This window comes from Micromonospora sp. NPDC047521 (assembly GCF_055587305.1).
This window is the reverse complement of sequence record NZ_JBVJGN010000006.1, coordinates 125,742-146,417: the sequence shown is the minus strand read 5'-3', so window position 1 is coordinate 146,417 and position 20,676 is coordinate 125,742. Positions and strand designations below refer to the sequence as shown.

The window sequence follows — 20,676 nt, the reverse complement described above, 5'->3', positions numbered from 1 at the left end:
GCTGAACCCCGAAGTGAGCTGATGCCGATCCCGTGGCGGGACGCGATGAGTCACGCCCTCTACGGGCCGGGCGGCTTCTTCGTGGGCGGCACCGGGCCGGCCGACCACTTCCGCACCAGCGTGCACGCCTCGCCCGCCTTCGCCGCAGCCCTGCTGCGCCTGGTCACGCAGGTCGACGCGGCACTCGGGCACCCTCCCCGTCTCGACGTCGTGGACGTGGGGGCGGGGCGGGGGGAGCTGCTGATTTCTCTCGCCGGGCTCGCGGTGGGGGTTTCCGGGGAGCCCGCCCACTCCGGGCGGTCAGGCTTGATCCCCCCGCGGGCGGGCTCCCCGGAAACCCTGACTCCCACGGCCGCCGTCCGTCGGTCGCCCGACGAGCCGTCGTCGGTCGCCGCCCGTCCGTCGCTCGCGCAACGAATTCGCTTCACAGCTGTCGAGTACGCCGACCGCCCCGAACACCTGCCCGAACAGATCGGGTGGGTCTCCGAGATCCCCGATGGGATCACCGGACTGGTGGTTGCCACCGAGTGGCTGGACAACGTCCCACTGGACGTCGCGGTACACACCAGGGATGGCTGGCGATACGTGCTGGTCGACCCCGAAAGTGGCGTGGAGACGATCGGTGAGCCGGTCAGCCCCGCTGATCTCGACTGGCTCACGACCTGGTGGCCCAGCCCCGGGATCTTGCCCAGCACGGACAGCGACCCGAATCCGGAGGCGACCCGGGCATCCGCGACAAGTGGGGTGAACTGGGCTGACGCGACAAGCGGAAGCGAGTCGGGTTTCGGGGCAGCCCGGCCGGCGCAGGGATCAAGCCTGACCGCCCGGAGCCGGCCGGGCTGCCCCGAAACCCCCCACAGCGGCCACCGAGCAGAAATCGGCAGACCACGGGACGACGCCTGGGCCAACGCGGTGCGAAAAGTCGAGCGGGGCATGGCGGTGGCCGTCGACTACGGGCACCTGCGAGAAGGCCGGCCCGTGGACGGGACGTTGACCGGGTACCGGGGTGGGCGGCAGGTAGCGCCGGTGCTGGACGGGACGACAGACGTGACCGCGCACGTGGCGATGGACTCGGTCGCCTCCGCCGGCGCGGCGGTCGCCCGGTGCGCGTACTCCCTGGTCTCGCAGGCCGAGGCGCTGCGGGCGCTCGGGGCCGACGGCGGGCGACCGCCGCTCAGCCTGGCCGGTACCGACCCGGCCGGCTACGTGCGGGCGCTTGCCGCCGCGTCGGCGGTGGCCGAGCTGACCGACCCGGCCGGGCTCGGCGGGCACCTGTGGCTGCGCCAGCCGGTCGGCATCCCGCTCGCCGCCGCCGTGGCACGATGACGGGCATGACCACCGACGCCGGGGACCTCCGTGAACTGACCGTCGGCACCGGGGCCGGCCTCGTCGCCGGCACCGGCGATCAGCAGCTCGGCACCGACATGGTGTTGAACATCGGCCCGCAGCATCCCTCGACGCACGGTGTGCTGCGGTTGAAGCTGGTGCTCGACGGCGAACGGGTGGTCGCCTGCGAACCGATCATCGGCTACATGCACCGGGGCGCGGAGAAGCTGTTCGAGGTCCGCGACTACCGGCAGATCATCGTGCTGGCCAACAGGCACGACTGGCTGTCGGCGTTCTCCAACGAGCTGGGTGTGGTGCTCGCCGTGGAACGCCTCATGGGCATGGAGGTGCCGGAGCGGGCGACCTGGCTGCGGATGGCCCTAGCGGAACTGAACCGGGTGCTCAACCACCTGATGTTCCTCGGCTCCTACCCGCTGGAGATCGGCGCGATCACGCCGATGTTCTACGCGTTCCGGGAACGCGAAACCATCCAGGCGGTGATGGAGGAGGTCTCCGGCGGGCGGATCCACTACATGTTCAACCGGGTGGGTGGCCTGAAGGAGGAGGTTCCGTACGGCTGGACCGGGCGGGCCCGGGCGGCCATCGCCGAGGTGCGCCGCCGGCTGCCGGACCTGGACCACCTGATCCGGCGCAACGAGATCTTCCTGGCCCGCACCGTCGGCGTGGGTGTGCTCTCCGCCGCCGACGCCGCCGCGTTCGGCGCGTCCGGGCCGGTGGCCCGCGCCTCCGGGCTCGACCTGGACCTGCGCCGCGACGACCCCTACCTGGCGTACGACGAACTGGACGTGCCCGTGGTCACCCGGACCGCCGGCGACTGCCACGCCCGCTTCGAGGTGCTGCTCGACCAGGTGTACGCCTCGCTGGACCTCACCGAGCAGTGCCTCGACCGGGTGGACCGGCTGACCGGTCCGATCAACACCCGACTGCCGAAGGTGCTCAAGGCACCCGAGGGGCACACGTACGCCTGGACGGAGAACCCGCTCGGCATCAACGGCTACTACCTCGTGTCGCGGGGTGAGAAGACGCCGTGGCGGTTGAAGCTGCGGACCGCGTCGTACGCCAACGTGCAGGCTCTGGCCACCCTGCTCCCCGGCTGCCTCGTGCCGGACCTGATCGCCATCCTCGGCTCGATGTTCTTCGTGGTCGGCGACATCGACAAGTGACGCCTCAGCGCCAGCGTTCGCCGGGCGGGGCGCCGCCGGCGCGCGGCACGTCGTCAGGCGGCGGGTAGCCGTACCGCTCCTCGACCCGGCGCCGGCCGACCCGTTCCGGCTCCGCCTGGTCACCCCGCTGGCGGGGTGGACGCCACTCGTCCGGCACCGGCACGCCACCCACCGGCAGTGCCGGCCGTCCCGCCGGCTCGTCCGGGTGGTACGACTCGCGTTCTGCGTACCAGTCGGCGTCGTCCTGCCGGCTCGGCTCCCGATGACGGCGGGCGTCCTCGTGGCGGCGCGGCTCCTCGTGGCGGCGCGGCTCCTCGTGGCGGACGGAGGCCCAGCGGTCGGCCATCCGGTACTCGGTGCCGGCGGGGTCGGCGTGCACCTCGGCCCGGCGTTCCCCGACGTGCAGTTCACGGCCGTGCTCGTCGTCGCGGACGGCCGCCCAGCGGTCACCGGCCCGCATCTGTGACCAGAACTCGCCTGTGTCGTCGGCGCGCAGCGGCGGCCCGGACTGCGGCGCGGCGCTCCCCCGGTCGGGCTCGCGCCGCTCCGACCACCCGCGCTCGTCACGCTGCTCCCGAAAGCCCCGGGCCGGCTCGTCGGCGGGGGCGTACGCGTCCCGTGGACCGGTCCACTGCGGCTCGTCGCGCCGGGCCCGCCAACCAGGCTCGGCGTCGACGTCGGGCACCTCCCGGTCGGCGCCCCGACCGGGCCTGTCGTCGGGGTAGCCGGCCCACTGACGGTCCTCCGCCTCACCACGCGGACGCTCCGCCGGGCGGGGGCGCTCGTCCGCGCCGCCGCCCCGGGTCCACTCCTGCGCCGGCGGGGTCCACTGGCCCGCGTACCCGCCGCCGTACCGGGTGGCGGGCTCCGGCGGTCCACCGTCCACCACTGTGTGCCTGGTGGTGACGTGCACTGTCTCGGTGTGCCGGACAACGCCGGCCGGTCGGTGCCCCGGCTCGGGCCGGTCGTGCTCACGAGGGCGGGGCGATCCGTACCGGGCGGTGGCGGGGCGTTCCCCTCCGTACACCCCGGCGCGGGGCTGCTCGGCGCCGTACACCCCGGCGGGGGGCGGTTCGGCGGTCGCCCGCGGGTACGCCGGTTCGTTCTCGTCGGCGTGCTCGGCGCGGCCCCAGCGGGCGGCGTCCTCCGGACCCGACACCCGGCCCCGGCCGGCCGGAACCTCGCCCGGCACCCGGCTGCGGGCGGCCGGAGCGTCAGCGGTGACCGACGCCCTTCCGGCCGGCGCGTCATCGACCTGGCCGGCGGCCGGCACCCGCGCCCGTCCCGCACCCGCGGCGTCGGGTGCCGCGCCGGCGAGCGCGGCACTGCTGGCATCGAGGCGACGACGGACCGCGGTGATGCCCTCCTGTGCCCGCTGCGCCTGGTCCAGTGCCTGGTTGCCGCGCTGCGCGGCGGCCAGGATCTCGGCCCGCAACTCCCGGCGCAGTTCCTCGATCTCGTCAAGCAGTTCGTCGGCGCGTGCCGCGTCACCGTCGGGTCGCAGCGCGATGGACAGACCGATGAGCACGACCGCCACGATGGCGAGCACCGCCGCGAAACGCAGCGGGGTGTTGCCGTCGGCGACCAGCAGGATCAGCGCCGCCACCGGGGCGAGGCCCACACCCGCCCAGAAGAGCATGGTCAGCAGGCGCGGTTGACGCCGGGCGTCGGGGGTGACCGGGGCTGGCATGGCTGTGCAGCCTACCGAGGATCCCCAGCAGAGGGAACGGGTCACCGACACGCGCGGACGCCCCCGCCCGGATGCGGGCGGGGGCGTCCGTCAGCGCGGCGGTGAAGGGCTCAGCTGGTGGCGAACGCGCTGTCCGAGGAGAAGATCAGGCCCACGCTTATCGAACCGTCGCGCAGCGCGCTCTTGGTCAGCGGGCCACCCTGGTCCAGCGAGGAGAACGAGCCCACCGACAGCCCGTATGTCTTCTCCAGACCCGGCTTGCAGAACGGGCGCTGCTGGCACTCCGGCGGGCCACCCAGCACCGTCGCGCTGCCGGAGCACTTCGCGGCCAGCTCGGAGAGCGTGCGGACGCCGTACTTGTCGGCGAACGCCTGGGTCACCGCGAAGGCGTTCTGGTCCTGTGCGGCGGCCGGGGCGCCGAAGGTGATGCCCACCTTGTCGCCCTCGGCCTTGAGGGCGGTCACCGTCGTGTTGATGTCAGGCGAGCTGACCGGCTGGGCGTTCGGGCCGTTGGCCTTGGTGTTGAGGAACTCGGCCATCGTCGCCGCGTACTCCGGGACGACCTGGACCTCGCCCTTCTCCAGGGCCGGCTCGTACAGCTCCCGGTTGCCGATCTGCTGCACCTTGACCTGGTAGCCCGCAGCGGTGAGCGCGATCCGGTACAGCTCGCCCAGGATCTGGCTCTCGGCGAAGTTGCCGGCGCCCACGGTGATGTCGCCGCCCGGACCCTTGGCGATGCCCGCGGTGAGGTTGTTGGCGCCGGCGAACTCCTCGGCGGCCACCTTCGGGGTCTTCCGGTCGTCGTTCACTGCCTTGTTGAGCTGGATCAGCTTCGGCGTGTCGAGCGTCGCCGAGACCTTGTCGAGTGCCGCGATCAGCTGCGGGTTGGCCACCTTGCTGTTGACCGCGGGGATGACGTTGTCGGAGTTCTGGAGCTTCTTGTCGTCCTGCAGAGCGATGAGCTGCTGACCCTTGACCGGGGCGCACCCGGCGCCGGAAGCGCTCTGCTGGGGCGCGTCGGTGCCTGACGAACCGGCGTCACCGCACCCGGTGAGGAGCGCTGCCCCGGCGACGACGCCGACGGCACCGATCGCGAGACGTGTACGTGCGCGCATGTGCCCGCCTTCCGTGTCCCGGCGCGGCCCGTCCCGGGCCGGCCGCGTGTCCGACGGGCGATCCTGACTGTTGGTCGCCCGCGAATGTCCACCCAACATCCTCCGGAACGGACCGACAACCTGAGATGGACTTCGTCACCTCATCGTCACCGACCGCGCCCTCGGCGTTCGGCTGATCGCCGCCGACTCACCCGGACGGAGCAGCGGGCGCGGATCAGGCACGGCCGGTGGCGTCGGCGGGCCGGGGCTGGCCCGTCCGCTGCCGCCCGCGCCGCAGCGGACGGGGCGTGACCAGCCGCTCGACGACACCGAGGACCACCTCGGCCAGCAGGGCGAGCGCGGCCACCAGCACGCCGCCGGCCAGGATCTGACCGCCGCCGCCGGCGATACCCAGGCCGAACCCGGTCCGGATGATCTCGCCGAGGCCGCCGCCGTTGACGAACGAGGCAAGCGCGGCTGTCGCGATCACCTGCACGGCGGCGGTCCGGAAACCGGCCGCCAGATAGGGCACGGCGAGCGGCAGCTCCACCCGCCGCAGCACCTGCCCGCCGGACAGACCCATCCCCCGGGCGGCGTCGCGGGCCTCCGGGTCCGCCTGACGCACACCCGTGTACGCGTTGGCCAGCAGCGGCGGTACGGCGAACACGGCGAGCGCCACCACCACAGGCGTACGCCCGAAGCCGCTGGCGAAGACCACCGGGAGGATGGTCAGCAGCGCCAGCGTCGGAATGGCGAGGGTGGCGTTGGACACCAGCACCACCAGACCGCCGCCCCGTCCGGTGTGCCCCAGCCACAGCCCGAGCGGCCACGCCACCAGGCAGCCGAGCGCCACCGCCAGAGCCGAGATGGTGAGGTGCTCGCCGAGCCGGTCCAGCATCCCGCCGGGGTTCGTCCAGTTAAGCGGGTCGTTGAGCCAGAGCACCGCCTCGCTCACCGGGTTCGCCGCTGCGGTCACCGTGCCCTCCTCGCGGTCCACGGGGTCACCAGCCGGGCAACCAGGACGAGCAGCAGGTCGAGGACGACGGCGAGCGCCACGCAGAGCACCGAACCGGTCATGATCTCGGCCTTGTAGAGGTTGTTCTGGAAGCCCGCGAAGATCAGCTGCCCGAGGCCGCCGTGCCCGACCAGCACGCCCACCGTGACCAACGCCACAGTGGAGACGGTCGCCAGCCGCAGGCCGGTCACGATGCCCGGCACGGCCAGCGGCAGGTCGATCCGGAACAGCCGCCCCCACCTGCCGTAGCCCATGCCCTCGGCGGCTTCACCGACCTCCGGCGGCACCTGGTTGAGCCCGGCCACCACATTGCGGACGATCAGCAGCAGCGCGTAGAGGACCAGCCCGACCAGCACCGTGGTCGTCCCGGTGCCCAGGTACGGTGCGATGAACGCGAAGAGCGCCAACGACGGGATCGTGTAGACCACCCCGCTGACCGCGAGGATCGGACCGGCGAGCGGCCGGACCCAGTACGCCAGCACCGACAACGGGAGGGCGATCAGCACCGCGATCAGCACCGCCCGCCCGGTGAGGGAGGCGTGTTCGCGCAGCGCGGCGAGGATCGTGTCAGAGTTGTCCCGCACGTACTGCCAGGAGAACCAGGGGTTACCCGGGTCGGCCCGGTAGCTCAGGCGGAAGGACATACGTGGACGTTACCCCGGAGGCCCCCGGCCCGGCTGGCTCCCCTCGCGCGGCGTCGATCTCCCTGAACGGCATCCAGAAGCGCTACCCGAACGGCACCGAGGCCGTCCGGGAGCTGAGCCTCGACGTCCGGTCCGGCGAGCTGGTGGTCCTGATCGGCCCGTCCGGCTGCGGCAAGTCGACGGTGCTGCGCATGATCAACCGACTGATCGAGCCGACCGCCGGCCGGATCAGGCTCGGCGACGAGGACGTCACCGACGTCGACCCGGTTCGGCTGCGCCGCCGGATCGGCTACGTGATCCAGAACGTCGGCCTCTTTCCACACCAGACCGTCCGCGCGAACGTGGCCACCGTGCCCGGCCTGCTGCGCTGGCCCCGGGACCGGACCCGCACCCGGGTCGACGAGCTGCTCGACCTGGTGGGACTGGACCCGGCCCAGTTCGGCGGCCGCTACCCGCACGAGCTGTCGGGCGGCCAGCGGCAGCGGGTGGGGGTGGCCCGCGCGCTCGCCGCCGACCCGGTGGTGCTGCTGATGGACGAGCCGTTCTCGGCCGTCGACCCGATCGTCAGATCCCGCCTCCAGGAGGAGTTCCTCCGACTCCAGGCCGAGGTCCGCAAGACGATCGTGCTTGTCACCCACGACCTCGACGAGGCCGTACGGCTCGGCGACCGGATCGCGGTGCTGTCCCAGGGCGGTCACCTGGAGCAGTACGACACCCCGGCCGCCCTGCTCGGCGCGCCCGCCACGCCGTTCGTACGCGAGTTCGTCGGCGCCGACCGGGGCATCCGCCGGCTGGTGGTCACCCCCCTGGACCGGGAGTCGCTGGACCCGCTGGCCGGTGACACCGCCACGGACCTGCCCACCGTGCCGCTGGACGGCTCCGCGTACGACGCGTTGGCGGTCCTGCTCACCTCGGGCCGGGACCGGCTCGTGGTGACCGACGACGGTCGACCCGTCGGGGCGCTCACCCGGCAGCGTCTGCTCGACCTCGGCCGGACGACGGGCTGAGCCGTCCCGCCGCGCCGGTGTGGCTCAGGCGCGACCGCCGAGGCTGGCGGTGCCGATGATCCAGCCGGCGAGGAAGCCGTAGCCGGCTCCGGCGCTGGCCTCCTGCAACGCCCGCAGCAGCGACGGGTCGGGGCCGAGCAGCGCCGCCAGCACGGCGGCGAGCCCGCCGGCCAGCACGTACGCGGCCCAGCCGGAGAAGAACTGGCTGACCGAGCCCGGCACCCGGGCGACCTGCGCCGCGGGCAGCAGATAGAGCAGCGCCACCGCGAGGACCACGAGCGCCACGGCCCGCAGGTCGGCGGCGAACAACCCGCCGGCCTGTCCGTCCGCGTCCAGCCGCCAGGCCGGCCAGGCGAGCACACGCAGGTAGAAGGCGACTCCCGAGTCCGGGTCGGTCTGGGTGGCGGCCCAACCGGTGTACGCCGGACTGCCGCAGATGCCGACCAGCAGCAGCACGGCGAGCGCGCCGGTGCCGGCGGCCGTTCCGTACCTGCTCACCGGGCCGGACCGGTGAAAGAACGATGTCATCCGCCCAGGCCCGGTGCCGCTCTGCCGGGTGGACCTGGGCTGCCCCGAACGGCTCAGTGCTTCATCAGGTAGTCGATGAAGGCGGCCCGCAGCAGCGGCGCCGACTCCTCGTAGCCGTGCCCGGTCAGCTCCCGCCACAGGGCGTTCGCCTCGTCGATCGTCGGGCCGATCGAGTTGGGTGCGCCGTCCAGCACCGTCGCCTCGTCCGCGTTCGGCAGGTGCCGCAGCACCGACCAGTAGAAGCCCACGTCGCGACGCTCCCGGGCCAGGGCGAACGCCCGTTCCCGCAACTCCTCGGTGGACAGCGCGTCGAGTGCCTCGAACGAGGTTCCGCCGGGGGTGGCGGCAGGTGAGTCGGTCATGCGCCGAGCCTAACGGGCGAGATCAGCTCCGGCGCGGCGACGCGACGCGGCTCACCGCTCGTCGGCGTCCCACCGGCGCGGGCTGTCCTCCCACCGCGGCTCCCGCCACGGGTCGGTCGGCTGCGGCGCGGCAGGCGTCGGAAGAGTCGGCGGCCAGTTGTCCACCGACTGCGACTGCGGCATGGCCCAGCCCGTGCTGATCGTGCCGTCGGCGACCGGCTCGGGCCGGTCGGGGACGGCACCCGTCCGGGGGCGCCCGAACGTCTCGACCAGACGGGTGACAAGCAACCCGACGCCCACCGCCGCGCCGCCCACCGCCCAGGTGCTCAGCGTCCAGCCCCGCTCCGGCGCGTACTCCCGCAGGACGGTGACCAGACTGACCGCCAGCAGGGTGCCGAACACCCCGCCCCGGCGGCCGAACGCGCTGGTGCCGCCCAGCAGCGCCACCCCGAGCGCCAGCACGGTCCAGTCCAGGCCGGTGCCGGGGGTGACCGGGCCGGGGCCGTTCGCGGCGATCAGCACGCCGCCGAGCGCGGCCAGCACGGTCGAGCCGATCAGCGCGACGGCGGCGACCACGGCGGCCAGCACACCCCGGCGGCGGGCCGGATCGGTGACCGGTCGGTACCTGCCGACCAGGCGACGGATCGGCCGGATCGTGCCGAACAGCCCGCCGAGGACCGCCACCGCCGCGAACCCGGCGAAGAGGAAGCCGGCCGTCCGCCCGGGGTCGTAGTCACCCTGCACCAGCACCGCCGACGAGCGGCGTTCGATGAACACCACAACGCCTGCCGCACCGGCCAGGCTTGCCGCCCAGGCCGGCACGTGCAGCACCACCACTACCAACGCCAGCGCGAGCCCGCCCAGCGCGGCGACCGCGACGGCCGGGCCGACGGACGCCGCCAGGCCCCGATCGCCCTGCTCCGCGTAGTGCAGGGCGGCCGCGATCGCCACCGGCCCGACGGCCAGGTTCGGGGCCGCGGTCCGCAGGCTCAGCCCGGCCGCGAGGGCGAGGAGTCCGAGCCCGACCGCGTCGACGAGCAACGTGCGCAGGTTGTCGGCGCGCAGGGCGCCCGAGTCCTCCCGCCACAGCAGCCAGCCGAGCGCGACCAGACCGGCCACCAGGAGGAACTCCCACCACACGTGCACGCCCACCCGGTCCCGGCCCGGTTCGCCGTGGGTGGGGTCGTCGAAGACGCTCTCCAGTACGGCGGCGGGCACCCCGGACGAGGGCTCGGCCGACCGGTCCCGGCCCGCTTCTTCGTACCCCATGACGCCGCCTCCCCAGTGGCCGGCCGCCTCCGGTCCGGCGCGCGGACGGATCGTGGGCGGCCATCGCTCTCCGATCGCAGGCACCGTACCCGCGCCCGGGAGCCGGGCGTAACCCCCTGGTCAGCGCTGGCCGGGGCGGCTCTCGCGCTGGTCGGGCTCGCGCTCGTCGTCCGGGCGCTCCGGCACCCGGCAGGAGCGTTCCAGCCAGAGCGCGGCGCCGACCAGCGCCAGCGAGGCCAGCAGACCACCGGCGGCGGCCGGCCGGTCCTCCGTTGCCGCCCGGGTGTTCTCGACGAAGAGCCAGCCGGTCAACCCCGCGTAGAAGCCGGCGAAGATGGCGGCGGCCAGCGCCGAGGCCTTGGCCAGCACCACGAACCGGGCGACCATCAGCGGGTTGACCGGGTCTCGGCCGGGTTTGCGCTCGATCCGCCCACGGGTGTTGACGGCGGCGTACGCCTCCAGCACGGCGAGCGCGGCAAGCGTCACGACGGGCAGCCAGGGCAGCCGTGGGATGCCGCTGTAGTACAGGCTGCTGATCAACAGCCAGGCCACGGCAGCGGCGGCCAGGGCGGCGACGACAAGGCTCGAGATCCGGGTGGGACCCATCCGCGACCGGTCGGGGCCCGGCCCGCCCGGTGGTGGGGACTTCGCCTGCGTCATGCCGGCCGGCTCCACTCGGTCATGCGCTCGACTCTAACGCCAACTCCGGCCGGGCACGCAGATCCAGCACGTCGTCCGCGGCCGGGCCGCTGGTGAGCAGGTCGGTCAGCCAGCCGTGACCGGGCAGCCGCCCGTACGGCTGGATGTCGATCCACGGTCGCAGCACGAACGCCCGCAGGTGCGCCCGGGGGTGCGGCAGGGTCAGCTCGGGGTCGTCGCTGAGCACCGGCTCGTCGTCGTCGCCCCAGACGGCGATCACGTCCACGTCGAGGGTACGCGGCCCGAACCGCCGCAGCGGGTCACGGACCCGGCCGGCCGCCAGCTCCGCGGCCCGCGCCCGCTCCAGCCAGTCGCGCGGCGTCGCGGTCCGGTCCTCGGCCAGCAGCACCGCATTGAGGTACGCGGGCTGGTCGGCGTCACCCCACGGTGGAGTCTCGTACACCCCGGACACCACACGCACGGCGTCCCCGAGCGTGGCGACGGCCGTCCGCAGGTGCTCCAGGCGGTCGCCCAGGTTGCTGCCGAGGGACAGGACGGCGCGGGTCACCGGGTACGCGTCCGGGTCATGGTGACCGCCACGTCGGTGAAGGTGTGTGGCACCGGGGCCTCCGGCTTGTGCACGGTGACCGTGGCGGCGTCGACCCGCTCGTCGGCCAGGCACACCGCGAGCAGCCGGTCCGCCAGGGTCTCGATGAGGTTGACCGGCTCACCGGTGATCACCGCGACCAGCCGTTCGGCCAGCTCGCCGTAGTGCACGGTGGCGGCGACGTCGTCGCTGGCGGCGGCCGGGCCGAGGTCCATCTCCAGGACGGCGTCGACGACGAAGTCCTGCCCCTGCGCCCGTTCGAAGTCGTACACGCCGTGCCGGCCGTGCGCCCGCAGGCCGGTCAGCTGGATCCGGTCGGTAGTCATCGCCGCCCCGCTCGTTCCGGTCCGGCCGTCAGGCGCGGACTGCCGGTCGCTGCCCAGACGGCCAGCGCGTCGGTGGTGGCGCGGACGTCGTGCACGCGTACCCCCCAGGCGCCCGCCGCCACCGCGAGCAGGCTTGTGGCGACGGTGGCCGCCTCCCGCTGCGCGGTGGGCCGCGGCGTGCCGTCCGCGGCGGCGAGCAGCCGGCCGAGGTACGACTTGCGGCTGGCGCCGAAGAGCAGCGGGTACCCGAGGTCCAGCAGCTCCGGCAGCCGGGCGCTGAGCTCCCAGTTGTGCGCGGCCGTCTTGGCGAAGCCGAGGCCGGGGTCGATGACTATGCGGTCGGCGGCCACGCCGGCGGCCAACGCCGCGTCGATCCGCTCGGACAGCTCGGTCCGCACGTCGGCCACCACGTCGCCATAGCTAGCCAGCTCGCGCATCTGCCGGGAGTGGCCCCGCCAGTGCATGAGCACCCACGGGCAGCCGGCGTCGCGGACCACCCGGGCCATGTCGGGGTCGGCCAGGCCGCCGGAGACGTCGTTGACCACCGCCGCGCCGGCCTCGAGGGCGGCCTCCGCCACCCGGGCGCGGCTGGTGTCGATGCTGACCGGCACCCCGGCGGCGGTGAGCGCGCGGATGACCGGCAGCACCCGGTCCGCCTCGGTCGCCGCGTCGATCCGCTCGGCGCCCGGGCGGGTCGACTCGCCGCCGACGTCCACCAGGTGCGCTCCGGCGTCGCGCAGACGGACGCCGTGTCCGACGGCCGCGTCGAGGTCGGCGTACCGTCCGCCGTCGGAGAAGGAGTCCGGCGTGACGTTGAGGACGCCCATCACCACCGGGCCCGGAGCCCGCACCAGATCGGTCACGACTAGACGGTACCGGTCGCGGTGGCGGCCTCCCGCGACCCGGGGCAACCCTCCCTGACGTGCTCGTTAGAACAGGTGTACGATCGGTCATCCGGGCAGCATCGGGCATCCCGTTCGCGGCTTGTCGCAATCCGGGGCGGCCCGTACGCTTTGGAATTGGCCAGCATCGAGATGGCGAAGCGTGGAGGGAGGGCCGAAGCGGGGGAAAACCGCCCAAAGCTCGCCACTCTCCGTGGTGAGTAACGAACACAGGGTCGTGAACGCTGCGCCCTGCGAGCACATTTTCCCGCCAGGTCTGCCTATTGCACCGCCGCGGCACCGCCGGCCGCGCTATGGGGAGGTTCCAGTGATCGCCTTCGAGCTCATGGAGACGGCGTCGTCAGGCGTCGCCCACGCGCTCTCCACCCTGGCGTCGGCTCCGCTCGCCGAGCCAGCCCCGAAGGGGATCGACACCAGCGGTGTGGTCACCTTCTTCGCCAGCAAGATCGCACCGATCCTGCTCGCCGTCCTGGGCGTCATCTTCATCGGGCGTGCCAGCCGGGGCGAGATCTCCAAGGTGCTCACCAGCTCCGCGATCGCCATCGTCGGGTTGGCCTTCATCGCCGGCGCGGCAACACTCTTCTTCGTCGGCAATTACCTGATCGACCTGATCTTCGAATAGGCGCGGTCACCAGATGCGGCTGCGCACCGACGACGACATCTACCGGGCACGCCTGGTCTACCTCGGGCCGCCCGGCTACACCCTTCCGGTCCACCTGCCGTACGCCCAGTACGGGCTCTTCATGCTGCTCGTCCCCCTCTACATGTTCATCCACTGGCTGTTCACGTTCACGGTCGAGCTCTTCCCAGCCTGGGAGATCGCACTGGCCATCGTGACCACGTCGTTCATCTTCCGGCACGTCGACCCGGACCGGCCGGCGCGGGTGGTCATCCGCACCGCGCTCACCGACTGGCGACGCACCCGGGAGCCGGCCGTCGAGCAGCGCGACCCGCGCCTGGTCGGCAGCCGGATCAGGATCCGGGAGGAGCTGGCATGACCGGGCGTACACCGAGCGGTCAGTCGTACGACAAGGGTGGGGCGATCGCATGAGCCGCGCTTCCACGCCGGGTTCCCCGGCCGGCCGCCCGGGCGCACCGGCAGGTCACCGTGCGCAGTCGTTCGACTACACCGAAGACGAGGACGAGGTGGCGCTCGACCCCGCGCTGGTGACCTCACCCGGGCACGGAGCGGTAGGCGTCTTCCAGGCGCCCCGGCCGGTGTCCCGGCGTACACCGCCCGCCGAGCCCACAGCCGTGACGGCCGGCGAGAACGCCGACATCGACTCGCCCTTCCTGGATCTGTTCGGCGGCGCCCGACCGGGCGGCCAACGAGCCATTCCAGCAGGCCCCGCCACTCGGGAGCAGCAGGCGATCCCGCAGCAACCGCCAGCCGTCGCGCCGGCACGCCCGGCTCCCGAGCTGGAGCCGCCGTGGACCCCGGACGACCGGTCCACCGTCGGCCGGCGGCCGCCCGCCGAGCCGCGACGGGCGGACACCCACCCCGCCATCGAGTCCCGGGTGCCGCACCAGGCGGGTGACCGGCTGCCGATGGCGCACCCGGCGAGCGATCTGGACCCAGCAGCCGGCCGTCCGACGCCGACACCTACCAACCGGCCTGTCGCGCCGGTCGAGCGGCCGCCCACCCCGACGGAACGACCGGCCGGCGCCGCACCTGAGGACCGGCCCGCCCTGGAACGCACGCCGCGCCGCGCCGACGGCCCGCAGCGACCCAAGGCAGCCGGCAAGGAGATCGTCGCGCCGCGGCAACGCGCCGCGAGCCGGCAGGACCGACCCGTCCGACCGACCCGGGTACGCGCCCCGAAAATCAAATTCGGGGATCGGGACCCGTCTGTCGAACTGGCCATCACCGAGATCGCCGGCCACCTGACCTTCACCCCGAACACGGTCACCGCCTGGTACTGGCTGCCCGAGGTGCGCTGGGCGTTCCGACCGGACGCCGAACGCGAGGCGCTGCTGTCGGCGATCTCCGAGCAGTACGCGGGTCTCGCCGGCTTCCGGCTGCACCTGCGGCGCACCACCCGGCCGTTCCCCGCCGACGAGTGGGCACGCACCATCGACGCGCACACCGCGTCGCCGCTGCCCGACGTGCCGGGCACCGCCGGCTGGGCCGACCACCTCGTCGCCGCCCAGCGACACCTGATGGCCGTCAACCACGCCGAGGGGCAGACCTACCTGGGCGTCACGTTCGCCCGCCGGTCGCTCGGTGACTCGCTCACCGAACGGCTCCTGCGCACCTTCGGCCGGGGCACCGCCGATGGCGAACGGCGCAAGCTGGGCCGCACAGTTGAACAGTTCGACGAGGTGCTCGGCGCCTTCGGCATGCGGGGTCGCCGGGTCACCGCGCAGGAGTTGGAGTGGTTGCTCTACCGCTCCGTGGCGCTGTGCATGTCACCCCCGGGCACCCTCTCGCCGGTGACCGACGGGCAGTGGGAACGCGGTGACCTGCTGGCGCTCACCGAGCAGGTCGAGCGGTACCGCACCCCGTACGGCTCGACGGTCAAACTGGTCAACCGGATGACCGGCGAGGAACGGCACGTCGCCGTACTCGCCGTCGGCCGGATGGAGCCGCTGGAGATCCCGGAACGACACGAGCCCTGGCTGCACTTCCACGAGCGGCTGCCCTGGCCCATGGAAATCTCCACCCGGGTCGACATCCTCGGCTCCGGCGACTCCTTCCGCAATCTCGAACACCGGCTGCGAATGATCCGCTCCCAGCAGCTCGACTACGCCGAGCACGGCATCGACGCACCGCCCGAGCTGGAACGCCTGGCCAAGCGGGCACTGGTGATCGGCGACGAGATGACCACCGGTCTGCCCGTCGACTCGGCCCGTGCCCACGGCTGGCACCGCATCGCGGTCGGCGGCCGGACCAGGGAGGAGTGCCTGGAGCGGGCCCGTCGCCTCATCCAGCTCTACTCCCGCGAGCTGCGCATCTCACTCCAGCACCCGAAGAACCAGGACTGGCTGGCCCGCGAGTTCATCCCCGGCGAACCGATCGCCAACACCGGCTACGTCCGCCGGATGCCGGTCCCGCTGCTCGCCGCCGCACTCCCCCAGGCCGCGTCCAACGTGGGCGACAGGCGGGGCGACCTGATCGGTCGGACCGCCGGCACCTGCCGTCGACCCGTCTTCCTGGACCTGCACTTCCCCATGGAGGTGCGGGAACGCTCCGGGCTCGCGGTCTTCGTCGCCGAGCCGGGTGGTGGCAAGTCGACACTGCTCGGCGCGCTGGGCTACCTCGCCGCGCGACGGGGCGTCCAGGTGACTCTGCTCGACCCGTCCGGTCCGCTGGCCCGGCTCTGTGCCATGCCCGAGCTGCGGCCGTACTCCCGGGTGTTGAACCTGACCGGCTCGGAGCACGGCACGCTCGCGCCCTACTCGCTCATCCCGACGCCACTGCGCAGCGAGTTCGGCATCGGTGCCGCCGGCGACCGGGAGTTCGAGATCGCGGTCTCCAACGCGCGGGCCGAACGACGGATGCTCGTCCAGGACATCTGCATGATGCTGGTGCCGCCGCAGGTGGCCCGCGAGGCGTCCACCGCCACCCTGTTCCGGCACGCCGTCCGCCAGGTGCCCGCCGAGGAGACCTCCACCCTCGACGACGTGGTGAGCTGCCTCGGACGCCTCGACGACGACGCCGGCAAGGAACTGGCCAACCTGCTGCTGGACACGGCCGAGATGCCGCTGGCCATGCTCTTCTTCGGCAGACCACCGGAAGGCCTGCTCGGGGCCGACGCGGCGCTCACCGTGATCACCATGGCCGGGCTGCGGTTGCCCGACCTCAAGATCGAGCGCGAGTACTGGTCCGCCGAGGAGGCCCTCGCCCTGCCGATGCTGCACACCGCGCACCGGCTCGCCGTCCGCCGCTGCTACGGCGGCTCGATGTCCTCCCGCAAGCTCGTCGGCCTCGACGAGGCACACTTCATGGAGGGCTGGCGCTCCGGCCGGTCGTTCCTCGTCCGACTCGCACGGGACTCCCGCAAGTGGAACCTCGCCGCGCTGGTCGCCTCGCAGAACCCCCGCGACATCCTCGGCCTCGACGTACAGAACCTGGTCTCCACAGTCTTCGTCGGCCGGATCGCCGAGGACGCCGAGATCGCCTCCGAGGCGTTGCGGCTGCTACGGGTACCGGTAAACGACGGGTACGAGGCCACCCTGGCCTCGCTCTCCGCCGCCGACACCAACTCGGCCAACCGGCTCGGCTTCCGCGAGTTCGTGATGCGCGACGTCGACGGCCGCGTGCAGAAGGTCCGAGTCGACGTCTCGTACGTCGACGGGCTGCTGGACCACCTCGACACGACGCCCGCCGCGATCGCCGCGGCGGCCGGAGTGCTGCCGAGCATCCCCCTGCCGGATCTGGAGGCGTGACATGGCGAGGGCCCGGGCACGGATCGCGTCGTTCCTGCTCGCCCTCGGCGTACTGGCCGGGGCCAGCGTCGCCTGGCCGTTGGTCGGGGCGGAGGCGGCCTCCGCCGCACCACCGGCGGCCCAGGCCCGCGCCGACCTCTGCACGACCCCGGAGTGGCAGGCCGACTTCCGCACCTGCGTCAAGAAGCTGAAGCAGGTAAGCGATTCGGAGATCGAGTGCCTCAAGCCGCCCGTGCCCTCCGCCCCGGATTCAGGCCTGGCCGGCTGGTTCGCCTCCCGGCCGGAATCGTCGAAGCAGCCCGGGCCGAAGGGCATCTACAGCGACTACGGCTACGGGGGTTACAGCTTCAACACTTACCACGTGGAGGGAGGTTGCGCCTCCACCATTCTCCATCCGGACTACAAGTTCACCACCACTGTCGCCAACGGTGAGCTCATGATGGCCACCGCGGTCGTGGGTGCCTCGAACGCCCTGCGGGAGCGGGCCTGGGATCCCCGGACGATGTGGAGTTGGGCCGACCCGCTGGTGGAGAAGGCCACCAAGGCCGTCTACCAGAAGGTGTTCAGCGTCTTCGGGATCATCACGCTGTGCGTGGTGGGCCTCTACCTCCTCTGGCGCTCCCGCCAGTCGGACATGAGCAACGCGATGACGACGGCCGGCTGGGCGCTGCTGGTGATGGTGGCGGTCACCGCGCTGGCTGCCTGGCCGGTCAAGTCGGCGAACATTGCCGATGGGTCTCTGATCACCTCTCTCGGTGTCGTGCACGATGCCATCGGTCCGGCATCCAAAGACATCCCGAGCGACAAATGCGTCCTCCCAAATCCGGACGCCTGTGTCGACAAGCGGCCACCCGCCGTTCGCGCCAGCGACACGGCAACTGAGTCGATGCTCTACCGGAACTGGCTGAGGGGTGTGCTCGGATCGGCCGACAGCGAGACTGCTAAGAAATACGGCCGCGCACTCTACGATGCCAAATCGCTCAATTGGAGTGAGGCGGAATCAGTACGCTCCAATCCCGCAACTCGGGACGTAGTCATCAAGGCCAAACAGCAGCAGTGGATGACTGTTGCGGAGCAGATCAGGGCCGAGGACCCGGAGGCGTACGAGTTTCTGACGGGCACCCGCGACATGGACCGGATCGGGTCCGGGTTCATCGCGGTGCTCGCGGCCGTGCTCTTCGCCATGTTCGACCTGACCGCTTCGGTGTTGGTCCTGCTGGGCTTCCTGATCTTCCGGTGGGCGGTGATCGCGGCACCCATCCTGGGCACCGTCGGGCTTCTCCGGCCGGCCAGCGCAGGGCTGCGACGGTTGGCGAACGCGGTTGTCGCAGCGGTCTTCAACATCGCCATCTTCGGAACCGGCGCCGCCATCTACCTGTTCGCGGTGGACCTGATCATGAGCACACCCACCCTGCCGGGCTGGCTCCAGGTGGTACTGGTCTGGCTGTGCGGAGTGGTTGGCTGGCTGCTGCTGCGGCCGTACCGGCGCATCACCCAACTGGGCGGCAAGGACAGCAGCGAGGCGGTCAGTTCGGCCGGGTCCTGGCACCGCCGGTTCTTCCGGGACATGCGGGTCGCGGCGCGCCTGGATGTGGTGGAACCCGGAGGTACCGCCGAACCCGTGGGCGGTCGTCGCCGGTCGCCGGACGCGGAGCAGACCCGGCTACGTCCGGAGGCGCGGCGGGAGGACCCGGCCCCGACGCCGAACGCCCCTGTCGGTGGGGGTCGCGCCGATGCCGGGCGGCCGGACGGTCGGGAACGCGTGGACGATGCGCCAGCGGAGCAGTCCGGCGGCCGACGTGGTTCGGTGCCGCCCCAACCTCGCCGACGGCAGCCGGCGACCTGGACAGAGCCGGACGTGCCTGCCGAGAACCCGTCGTTCGTGGTCTATCGGCCGGGCTCGTCTGAGCGGACACCGGACCGTACCGGACCTCGGGTGCGCTCAGAGGCACGGTGACGGCGATGCGACGGGCGCTGGAGTTCCTCTTCACCCGGGCTCTGCGGTCTCGGCTGGGAGTGGCACTGGTCATCGCGGTGCTGGTCCTCGGCGTGATCGGGGCGGCGCGGCTCGTCTCCGGCCCGACCAACCCCGCCGACGGGCTGAGCAGCAGGCCGAACCAGCCGATCACCACAGTGGACCCGACGGCCGGCGACGACGGTGTGCTCTCCACCGAGACACCACCGTCGCCGGTGACCCGGTCCGGCGCCCGCACCCCCGAGCAGACCGCCGAACGCTTCGCCACCGCTTGGCTCGGCCGCCCCGGGATGACCGCCGAAGAGTGGCAGGCCGGAATGCGACCGCTCTCCACCCCGACTCTGATCGAGAAGTTGGACGGAGCCGAGCCAGCCACCGTGCCGGCCGAGAAGGTCGCCGGCCCCCCGAGCATGCGGGAGCGGACCGACTCGTTCGTGGAGATGCTGCTTCCCCTCGATGCCGGACAACTCCGGTTGGAACTCGTCGCCTCCGATGGGGGATGGCTCGTCGACGTGGTGGACTGGGAGAGGCCGTGAACGACGTTGCTGGTGCCGTCCGCCGCCCGCCGCTACGAATCGGCGTGATCGCCGCGGCGCTCACCGGATTGCTGCTCCTGCTGTGCTGCACCGGAGGCACTGCGGCGTTCTTCCTCACCGGGCTCGGCGGCGATGAGGCAAAGGACGGGGACGACCTGGCGGCCCTGGGATGCGGCCCGGTCCGTCCGGTGAACGTCACGGGCGACCTTCCACGGTTCAGCGAGTACGGCGACGCGCAGATCCGCAATGCCGCGATCATCATCAAGGTCGGCCAGGACATGGGGGTGCCCTCGCGCGGCTGGGTGATCGCCCTGGCCACGGCGATGCAGGAGTCCGCCCTGCGCAACCTGGCGAACAGCGGCGTACCCGCATCGCTGGCCCTGCCGCACGAGGGCGTCGGCGCCGACCACGATTCCCTCGGCCTGTTCCAGCAGAGGCCGGGGTGGGGCTCGGTCGCCGAGCGGCTGAACCCCGCGTATGCGGCCCGCAAGTTCTACGAGAAACTCGTCGGTGTGCAGGGCTGGCAGCGTCGACCACTGACGGCCGTCGCCCAACGGGTTCAGATCAGCGCCTACCCGGACGCCTACGCCAAGCACGAGGAACTGGCCAGCCGCATCGTGAACGCTTTGTCTGGCGGCGCGGCCCGTACCGTCGAAATCAATGGCAAGGCGGTGTGCGACGCGGCCGAGCAGGGACAGATCGCCGCTTCAGGCTGGACAGCACCGATCTCGGGAAACGTCGGCTCCGGCTTCCGGACCGCAAGTCGACCCGGCCACGATGGGGTCGACATCGGTGCGGCCAAGGGCACCGAGATCCGCGCGGCAGCGACCGGTCGAGTACTGGTGGCCAAGTGCGACCCGGACAAACGTGGCCGGGAGAGCTGCAATGTGGACGGATTTCCTGGCAAGGGTGGCTGCGGTTGGTTCGTCGACCTGCTGCACGCAGGTGGCTACATCACGCGGTACTGCCACATGGTCGTCCAGCCCCGCGTGCACAAGGGGCAGATGGTCACGGCCGGCGAGGTGATCGGGCAGGTAGGCAGCAGCGGGAACTCGTCCGGCCCGCACCTGCACTTCGAGGTGCACCTGCGCAGTAACCGCAGCTCCTCCGGAGCGGTGAACCCGGTCCCGTTCATGCGCGACCGGGGCGCCCCGCTGCGCCGCCCGGCATGAGATCAGCACAG

The 20,676-nt window shown here is 72.4% G+C and carries 20 protein-coding genes; 9 read left to right on the top strand and 11 right to left on the bottom strand.

The window, feature by feature from the left end; genetic code table 11:
* The first annotated feature begins 21 nt into the window (after window positions 1-21).
* Window positions 22-1,326, top strand: a complete 1,305-nt coding sequence (locus tag ACZ6N8_RS15735; protein WP_466010902.1) for an SAM-dependent methyltransferase — start codon at window positions 22-24, stop codon at window positions 1,324-1,326.
* Window positions 1,323-2,510 (top strand): NADH-quinone oxidoreductase subunit D, encoded by a 1,188-nt coding sequence (locus tag ACZ6N8_RS15730; protein ID WP_364372484.1) that lies wholly within the window; start codon window positions 1,323-1,325, stop codon window positions 2,508-2,510. The genes ACZ6N8_RS15735 and ACZ6N8_RS15730 overlap by 4 nt, the downstream gene beginning before the upstream one ends.
* A 4-nt stretch (window positions 2,511-2,514) precedes the next feature.
* Here ACZ6N8_RS15730 and ACZ6N8_RS15725 read toward each other — a convergent pair whose 3' ends face one another.
* The 4 genes from ACZ6N8_RS15725 to ACZ6N8_RS15710 form a co-directional block, all read right to left on the bottom strand.
* Entirely contained in the window at window positions 2,515-4,200 is a 1,686-nt protein-coding gene (locus tag ACZ6N8_RS15725; protein ID WP_466010549.1) for a hypothetical protein, read from the bottom strand.
* A 110-nt stretch (window positions 4,201-4,310) separates the two neighbouring features.
* Window positions 4,311-5,315: a glycine betaine ABC transporter substrate-binding protein gene (locus tag ACZ6N8_RS15720; RefSeq protein ID WP_466010548.1), complete on the bottom strand. Its 1,005-nt coding sequence runs from the start codon at window positions 5,313-5,315 to the stop codon at window positions 4,311-4,313.
* Window positions 5,316-5,529: 214 nt separating this feature from the next.
* Window positions 5,530-6,270 carry an ABC transporter permease gene (locus tag ACZ6N8_RS15715; protein ID WP_387114714.1) on the bottom strand — a complete coding sequence of 247 codons (741 nt, stop codon included), beginning with the start codon at window positions 6,268-6,270 and terminating at the stop codon, window positions 5,530-5,532.
* Complete coding sequence (locus ACZ6N8_RS15710; protein WP_364372472.1) at window positions 6,267-6,953, bottom strand: ABC transporter permease; 687 nt, start codon at window positions 6,951-6,953, stop codon at window positions 6,267-6,269. Before ACZ6N8_RS15710 ends, ACZ6N8_RS15715 begins: the two co-directional genes overlap by 4 nt.
* A gap of 2 nt (window positions 6,954-6,955) precedes the next feature.
* On the opposite strand from ACZ6N8_RS15710, the gene ACZ6N8_RS15705 reads away from it, so the two are divergent.
* Window positions 6,956-7,960, top strand: coding sequence for an ABC transporter ATP-binding protein (locus ACZ6N8_RS15705; RefSeq protein ID WP_466010545.1), 1,005 nt, complete (start codon window positions 6,956-6,958; stop codon window positions 7,958-7,960).
* Between the two features lie 24 nt (window positions 7,961-7,984).
* On the opposite strand, the gene ACZ6N8_RS15700 is transcribed toward ACZ6N8_RS15705, so the two are convergent.
* The 7 genes from ACZ6N8_RS15700 to folP all read right to left on the bottom strand — a co-directional run bounded on the left by ACZ6N8_RS15700 (window position 7,985) and on the right by folP (window position 12,554).
* A complete protein-coding gene (locus ACZ6N8_RS15700) occupies window positions 7,985-8,488 on the bottom strand; it encodes a hypothetical protein (RefSeq protein WP_364372466.1) in 504 nt (167 codons plus the stop codon).
* A gap of 53 nt (window positions 8,489-8,541) precedes the next feature.
* Window positions 8,542-8,850, bottom strand: coding sequence for a hypothetical protein (locus tag ACZ6N8_RS15695; RefSeq protein ID WP_151488076.1), 309 nt, complete (start codon window positions 8,848-8,850; stop codon window positions 8,542-8,544).
* Between the two features lie 51 nt (window positions 8,851-8,901).
* Complete coding sequence (locus ACZ6N8_RS15690) at window positions 8,902-10,119, bottom strand: ABC transporter permease (RefSeq protein WP_466010543.1); 1,218 nt, start codon at window positions 10,117-10,119, stop codon at window positions 8,902-8,904.
* A 120-nt stretch (window positions 10,120-10,239) separates the two neighbouring features.
* Window positions 10,240-10,779: a DUF3180 domain-containing protein gene (locus tag ACZ6N8_RS15685; protein ID WP_466010541.1), complete on the bottom strand. Its 540-nt coding sequence runs from the start codon at window positions 10,777-10,779 to the stop codon at window positions 10,240-10,242.
* Between the two features lie 19 nt (window positions 10,780-10,798).
* On the bottom strand, window positions 10,799-11,326 hold the full coding sequence (gene folK, locus ACZ6N8_RS15680; RefSeq protein ID WP_466010540.1) for a 2-amino-4-hydroxy-6-hydroxymethyldihydropteridine diphosphokinase: 528 nt from the start codon (window positions 11,324-11,326) through the stop codon (window positions 10,799-10,801).
* Window positions 11,323-11,691, bottom strand: coding sequence for a dihydroneopterin aldolase (folB, locus tag ACZ6N8_RS15675; protein WP_466010538.1), 369 nt, complete (start codon window positions 11,689-11,691; stop codon window positions 11,323-11,325). The genes folK and folB overlap by 4 nt, the downstream gene beginning before the upstream one ends.
* Window positions 11,688-12,554, bottom strand: coding sequence for a dihydropteroate synthase (folP, locus tag ACZ6N8_RS15670; RefSeq protein WP_466010537.1), 867 nt, complete (start codon window positions 12,552-12,554; stop codon window positions 11,688-11,690). The genes folB and folP overlap by 4 nt, the downstream gene beginning before the upstream one ends.
* Before the next feature lie 346 nt (window positions 12,555-12,900).
* Between folP and ACZ6N8_RS15665 the strand changes: the two genes are divergently transcribed.
* Genes ACZ6N8_RS15665 through ACZ6N8_RS15640 form a run of 6 tightly spaced genes read left to right on the top strand, consistent with a single transcriptional unit; the run spans window position 12,901 to window position 20,665 of the window.
* Complete coding sequence (locus ACZ6N8_RS15665; protein ID WP_466010528.1) at window positions 12,901-13,215, top strand: hypothetical protein; 315 nt, start codon at window positions 12,901-12,903, stop codon at window positions 13,213-13,215.
* Between the two features lie 13 nt (window positions 13,216-13,228).
* Window positions 13,229-13,591 carry a hypothetical protein gene (locus ACZ6N8_RS15660; RefSeq protein ID WP_139583242.1) on the top strand — a complete coding sequence of 121 codons (363 nt, stop codon included), beginning with the start codon at window positions 13,229-13,231 and terminating at the stop codon, window positions 13,589-13,591.
* Window positions 13,592-13,640: 49 nt separating this feature from the next.
* Window positions 13,641-16,982, top strand: a complete 3,342-nt coding sequence (locus ACZ6N8_RS15655; RefSeq protein ID WP_466010527.1) for an ATP-binding protein — start codon at window positions 13,641-13,643, stop codon at window positions 16,980-16,982.
* A gap of 1 nt (window position 16,983) precedes the next feature.
* Window positions 16,984-18,939, top strand: a complete 1,956-nt coding sequence (locus ACZ6N8_RS15650) for an MFS transporter (protein WP_466010525.1) — start codon at window positions 16,984-16,986, stop codon at window positions 18,937-18,939.
* Window positions 18,936-19,493: a hypothetical protein gene (locus tag ACZ6N8_RS15645; RefSeq protein WP_466010523.1), complete on the top strand. Its 558-nt coding sequence runs from the start codon at window positions 18,936-18,938 to the stop codon at window positions 19,491-19,493. Before ACZ6N8_RS15650 ends, ACZ6N8_RS15645 begins: the two co-directional genes overlap by 4 nt.
* A complete protein-coding gene (locus tag ACZ6N8_RS15640; RefSeq protein ID WP_466010521.1) occupies window positions 19,457-20,665 on the top strand; it encodes a M23 family metallopeptidase in 1,209 nt (402 codons plus the stop codon). The genes ACZ6N8_RS15645 and ACZ6N8_RS15640 overlap by 37 nt, the downstream gene beginning before the upstream one ends.
* Window positions 20,666-20,676: the final 11 nt, after the last annotated feature.

What these genes read in the sequence shown, in the direction of transcription:
- ACZ6N8_RS15735 (WP_466010902.1), top strand. Translation starts at nt 22, where the DNA reads ATGCCGATCCCGTGGCGGGACGCGATGAGTCACGCCCTCTACGGGCCG.
- ACZ6N8_RS15730 (WP_364372484.1), top strand. Translation starts at nt 1,323, where the DNA reads ATGACGGGCATGACCACCGACGCCGGGGACCTCCGTGAACTGACCGTC.
- ACZ6N8_RS15725 (WP_466010549.1), bottom strand. Translation starts at nt 4,200, where the DNA reads ATGCCAGCCCCGGTCACCCCCGACGCCCGGCGTCAACCGCGCCTGCTG.
- ACZ6N8_RS15720 (WP_466010548.1), bottom strand. Translation starts at nt 5,315, where the DNA reads ATGCGCGCACGTACACGTCTCGCGATCGGTGCCGTCGGCGTCGTCGCC.
- ACZ6N8_RS15710 (WP_364372472.1), bottom strand. Translation starts at nt 6,953, where the DNA reads ATGTCCTTCCGCCTGAGCTACCGGGCCGACCCGGGTAACCCCTGGTTC.
- ACZ6N8_RS15700 (WP_364372466.1), bottom strand. Translation starts at nt 8,488, where the DNA reads ATGACATCGTTCTTTCACCGGTCCGGCCCGGTGAGCAGGTACGGAACG.
- ACZ6N8_RS15695 (WP_151488076.1), bottom strand. Translation starts at nt 8,850, where the DNA reads ATGACCGACTCACCTGCCGCCACCCCCGGCGGAACCTCGTTCGAGGCA.
- ACZ6N8_RS15690 (WP_466010543.1), bottom strand. Translation starts at nt 10,119, where the DNA reads ATGGGGTACGAAGAAGCGGGCCGGGACCGGTCGGCCGAGCCCTCGTCC.
- ACZ6N8_RS15685 (WP_466010541.1), bottom strand. Translation starts at nt 10,779, where the DNA reads ATGACGCAGGCGAAGTCCCCACCACCGGGCGGGCCGGGCCCCGACCGG.
- folB (WP_466010538.1), bottom strand. Translation starts at nt 11,691, where the DNA reads ATGACTACCGACCGGATCCAGCTGACCGGCCTGCGGGCGCACGGCCGG.
- ACZ6N8_RS15660 (WP_139583242.1), top strand. Translation starts at nt 13,229, where the DNA reads ATGCGGCTGCGCACCGACGACGACATCTACCGGGCACGCCTGGTCTAC.
- ACZ6N8_RS15655 (WP_466010527.1), top strand. Translation starts at nt 13,641, where the DNA reads ATGAGCCGCGCTTCCACGCCGGGTTCCCCGGCCGGCCGCCCGGGCGCA.
- ACZ6N8_RS15650 (WP_466010525.1), top strand. Translation starts at nt 16,984, where the DNA reads ATGGCGAGGGCCCGGGCACGGATCGCGTCGTTCCTGCTCGCCCTCGGC.
- ACZ6N8_RS15640 (WP_466010521.1), top strand. Translation starts at nt 19,457, where the DNA reads ATGGCTCGTCGACGTGGTGGACTGGGAGAGGCCGTGAACGACGTTGCT.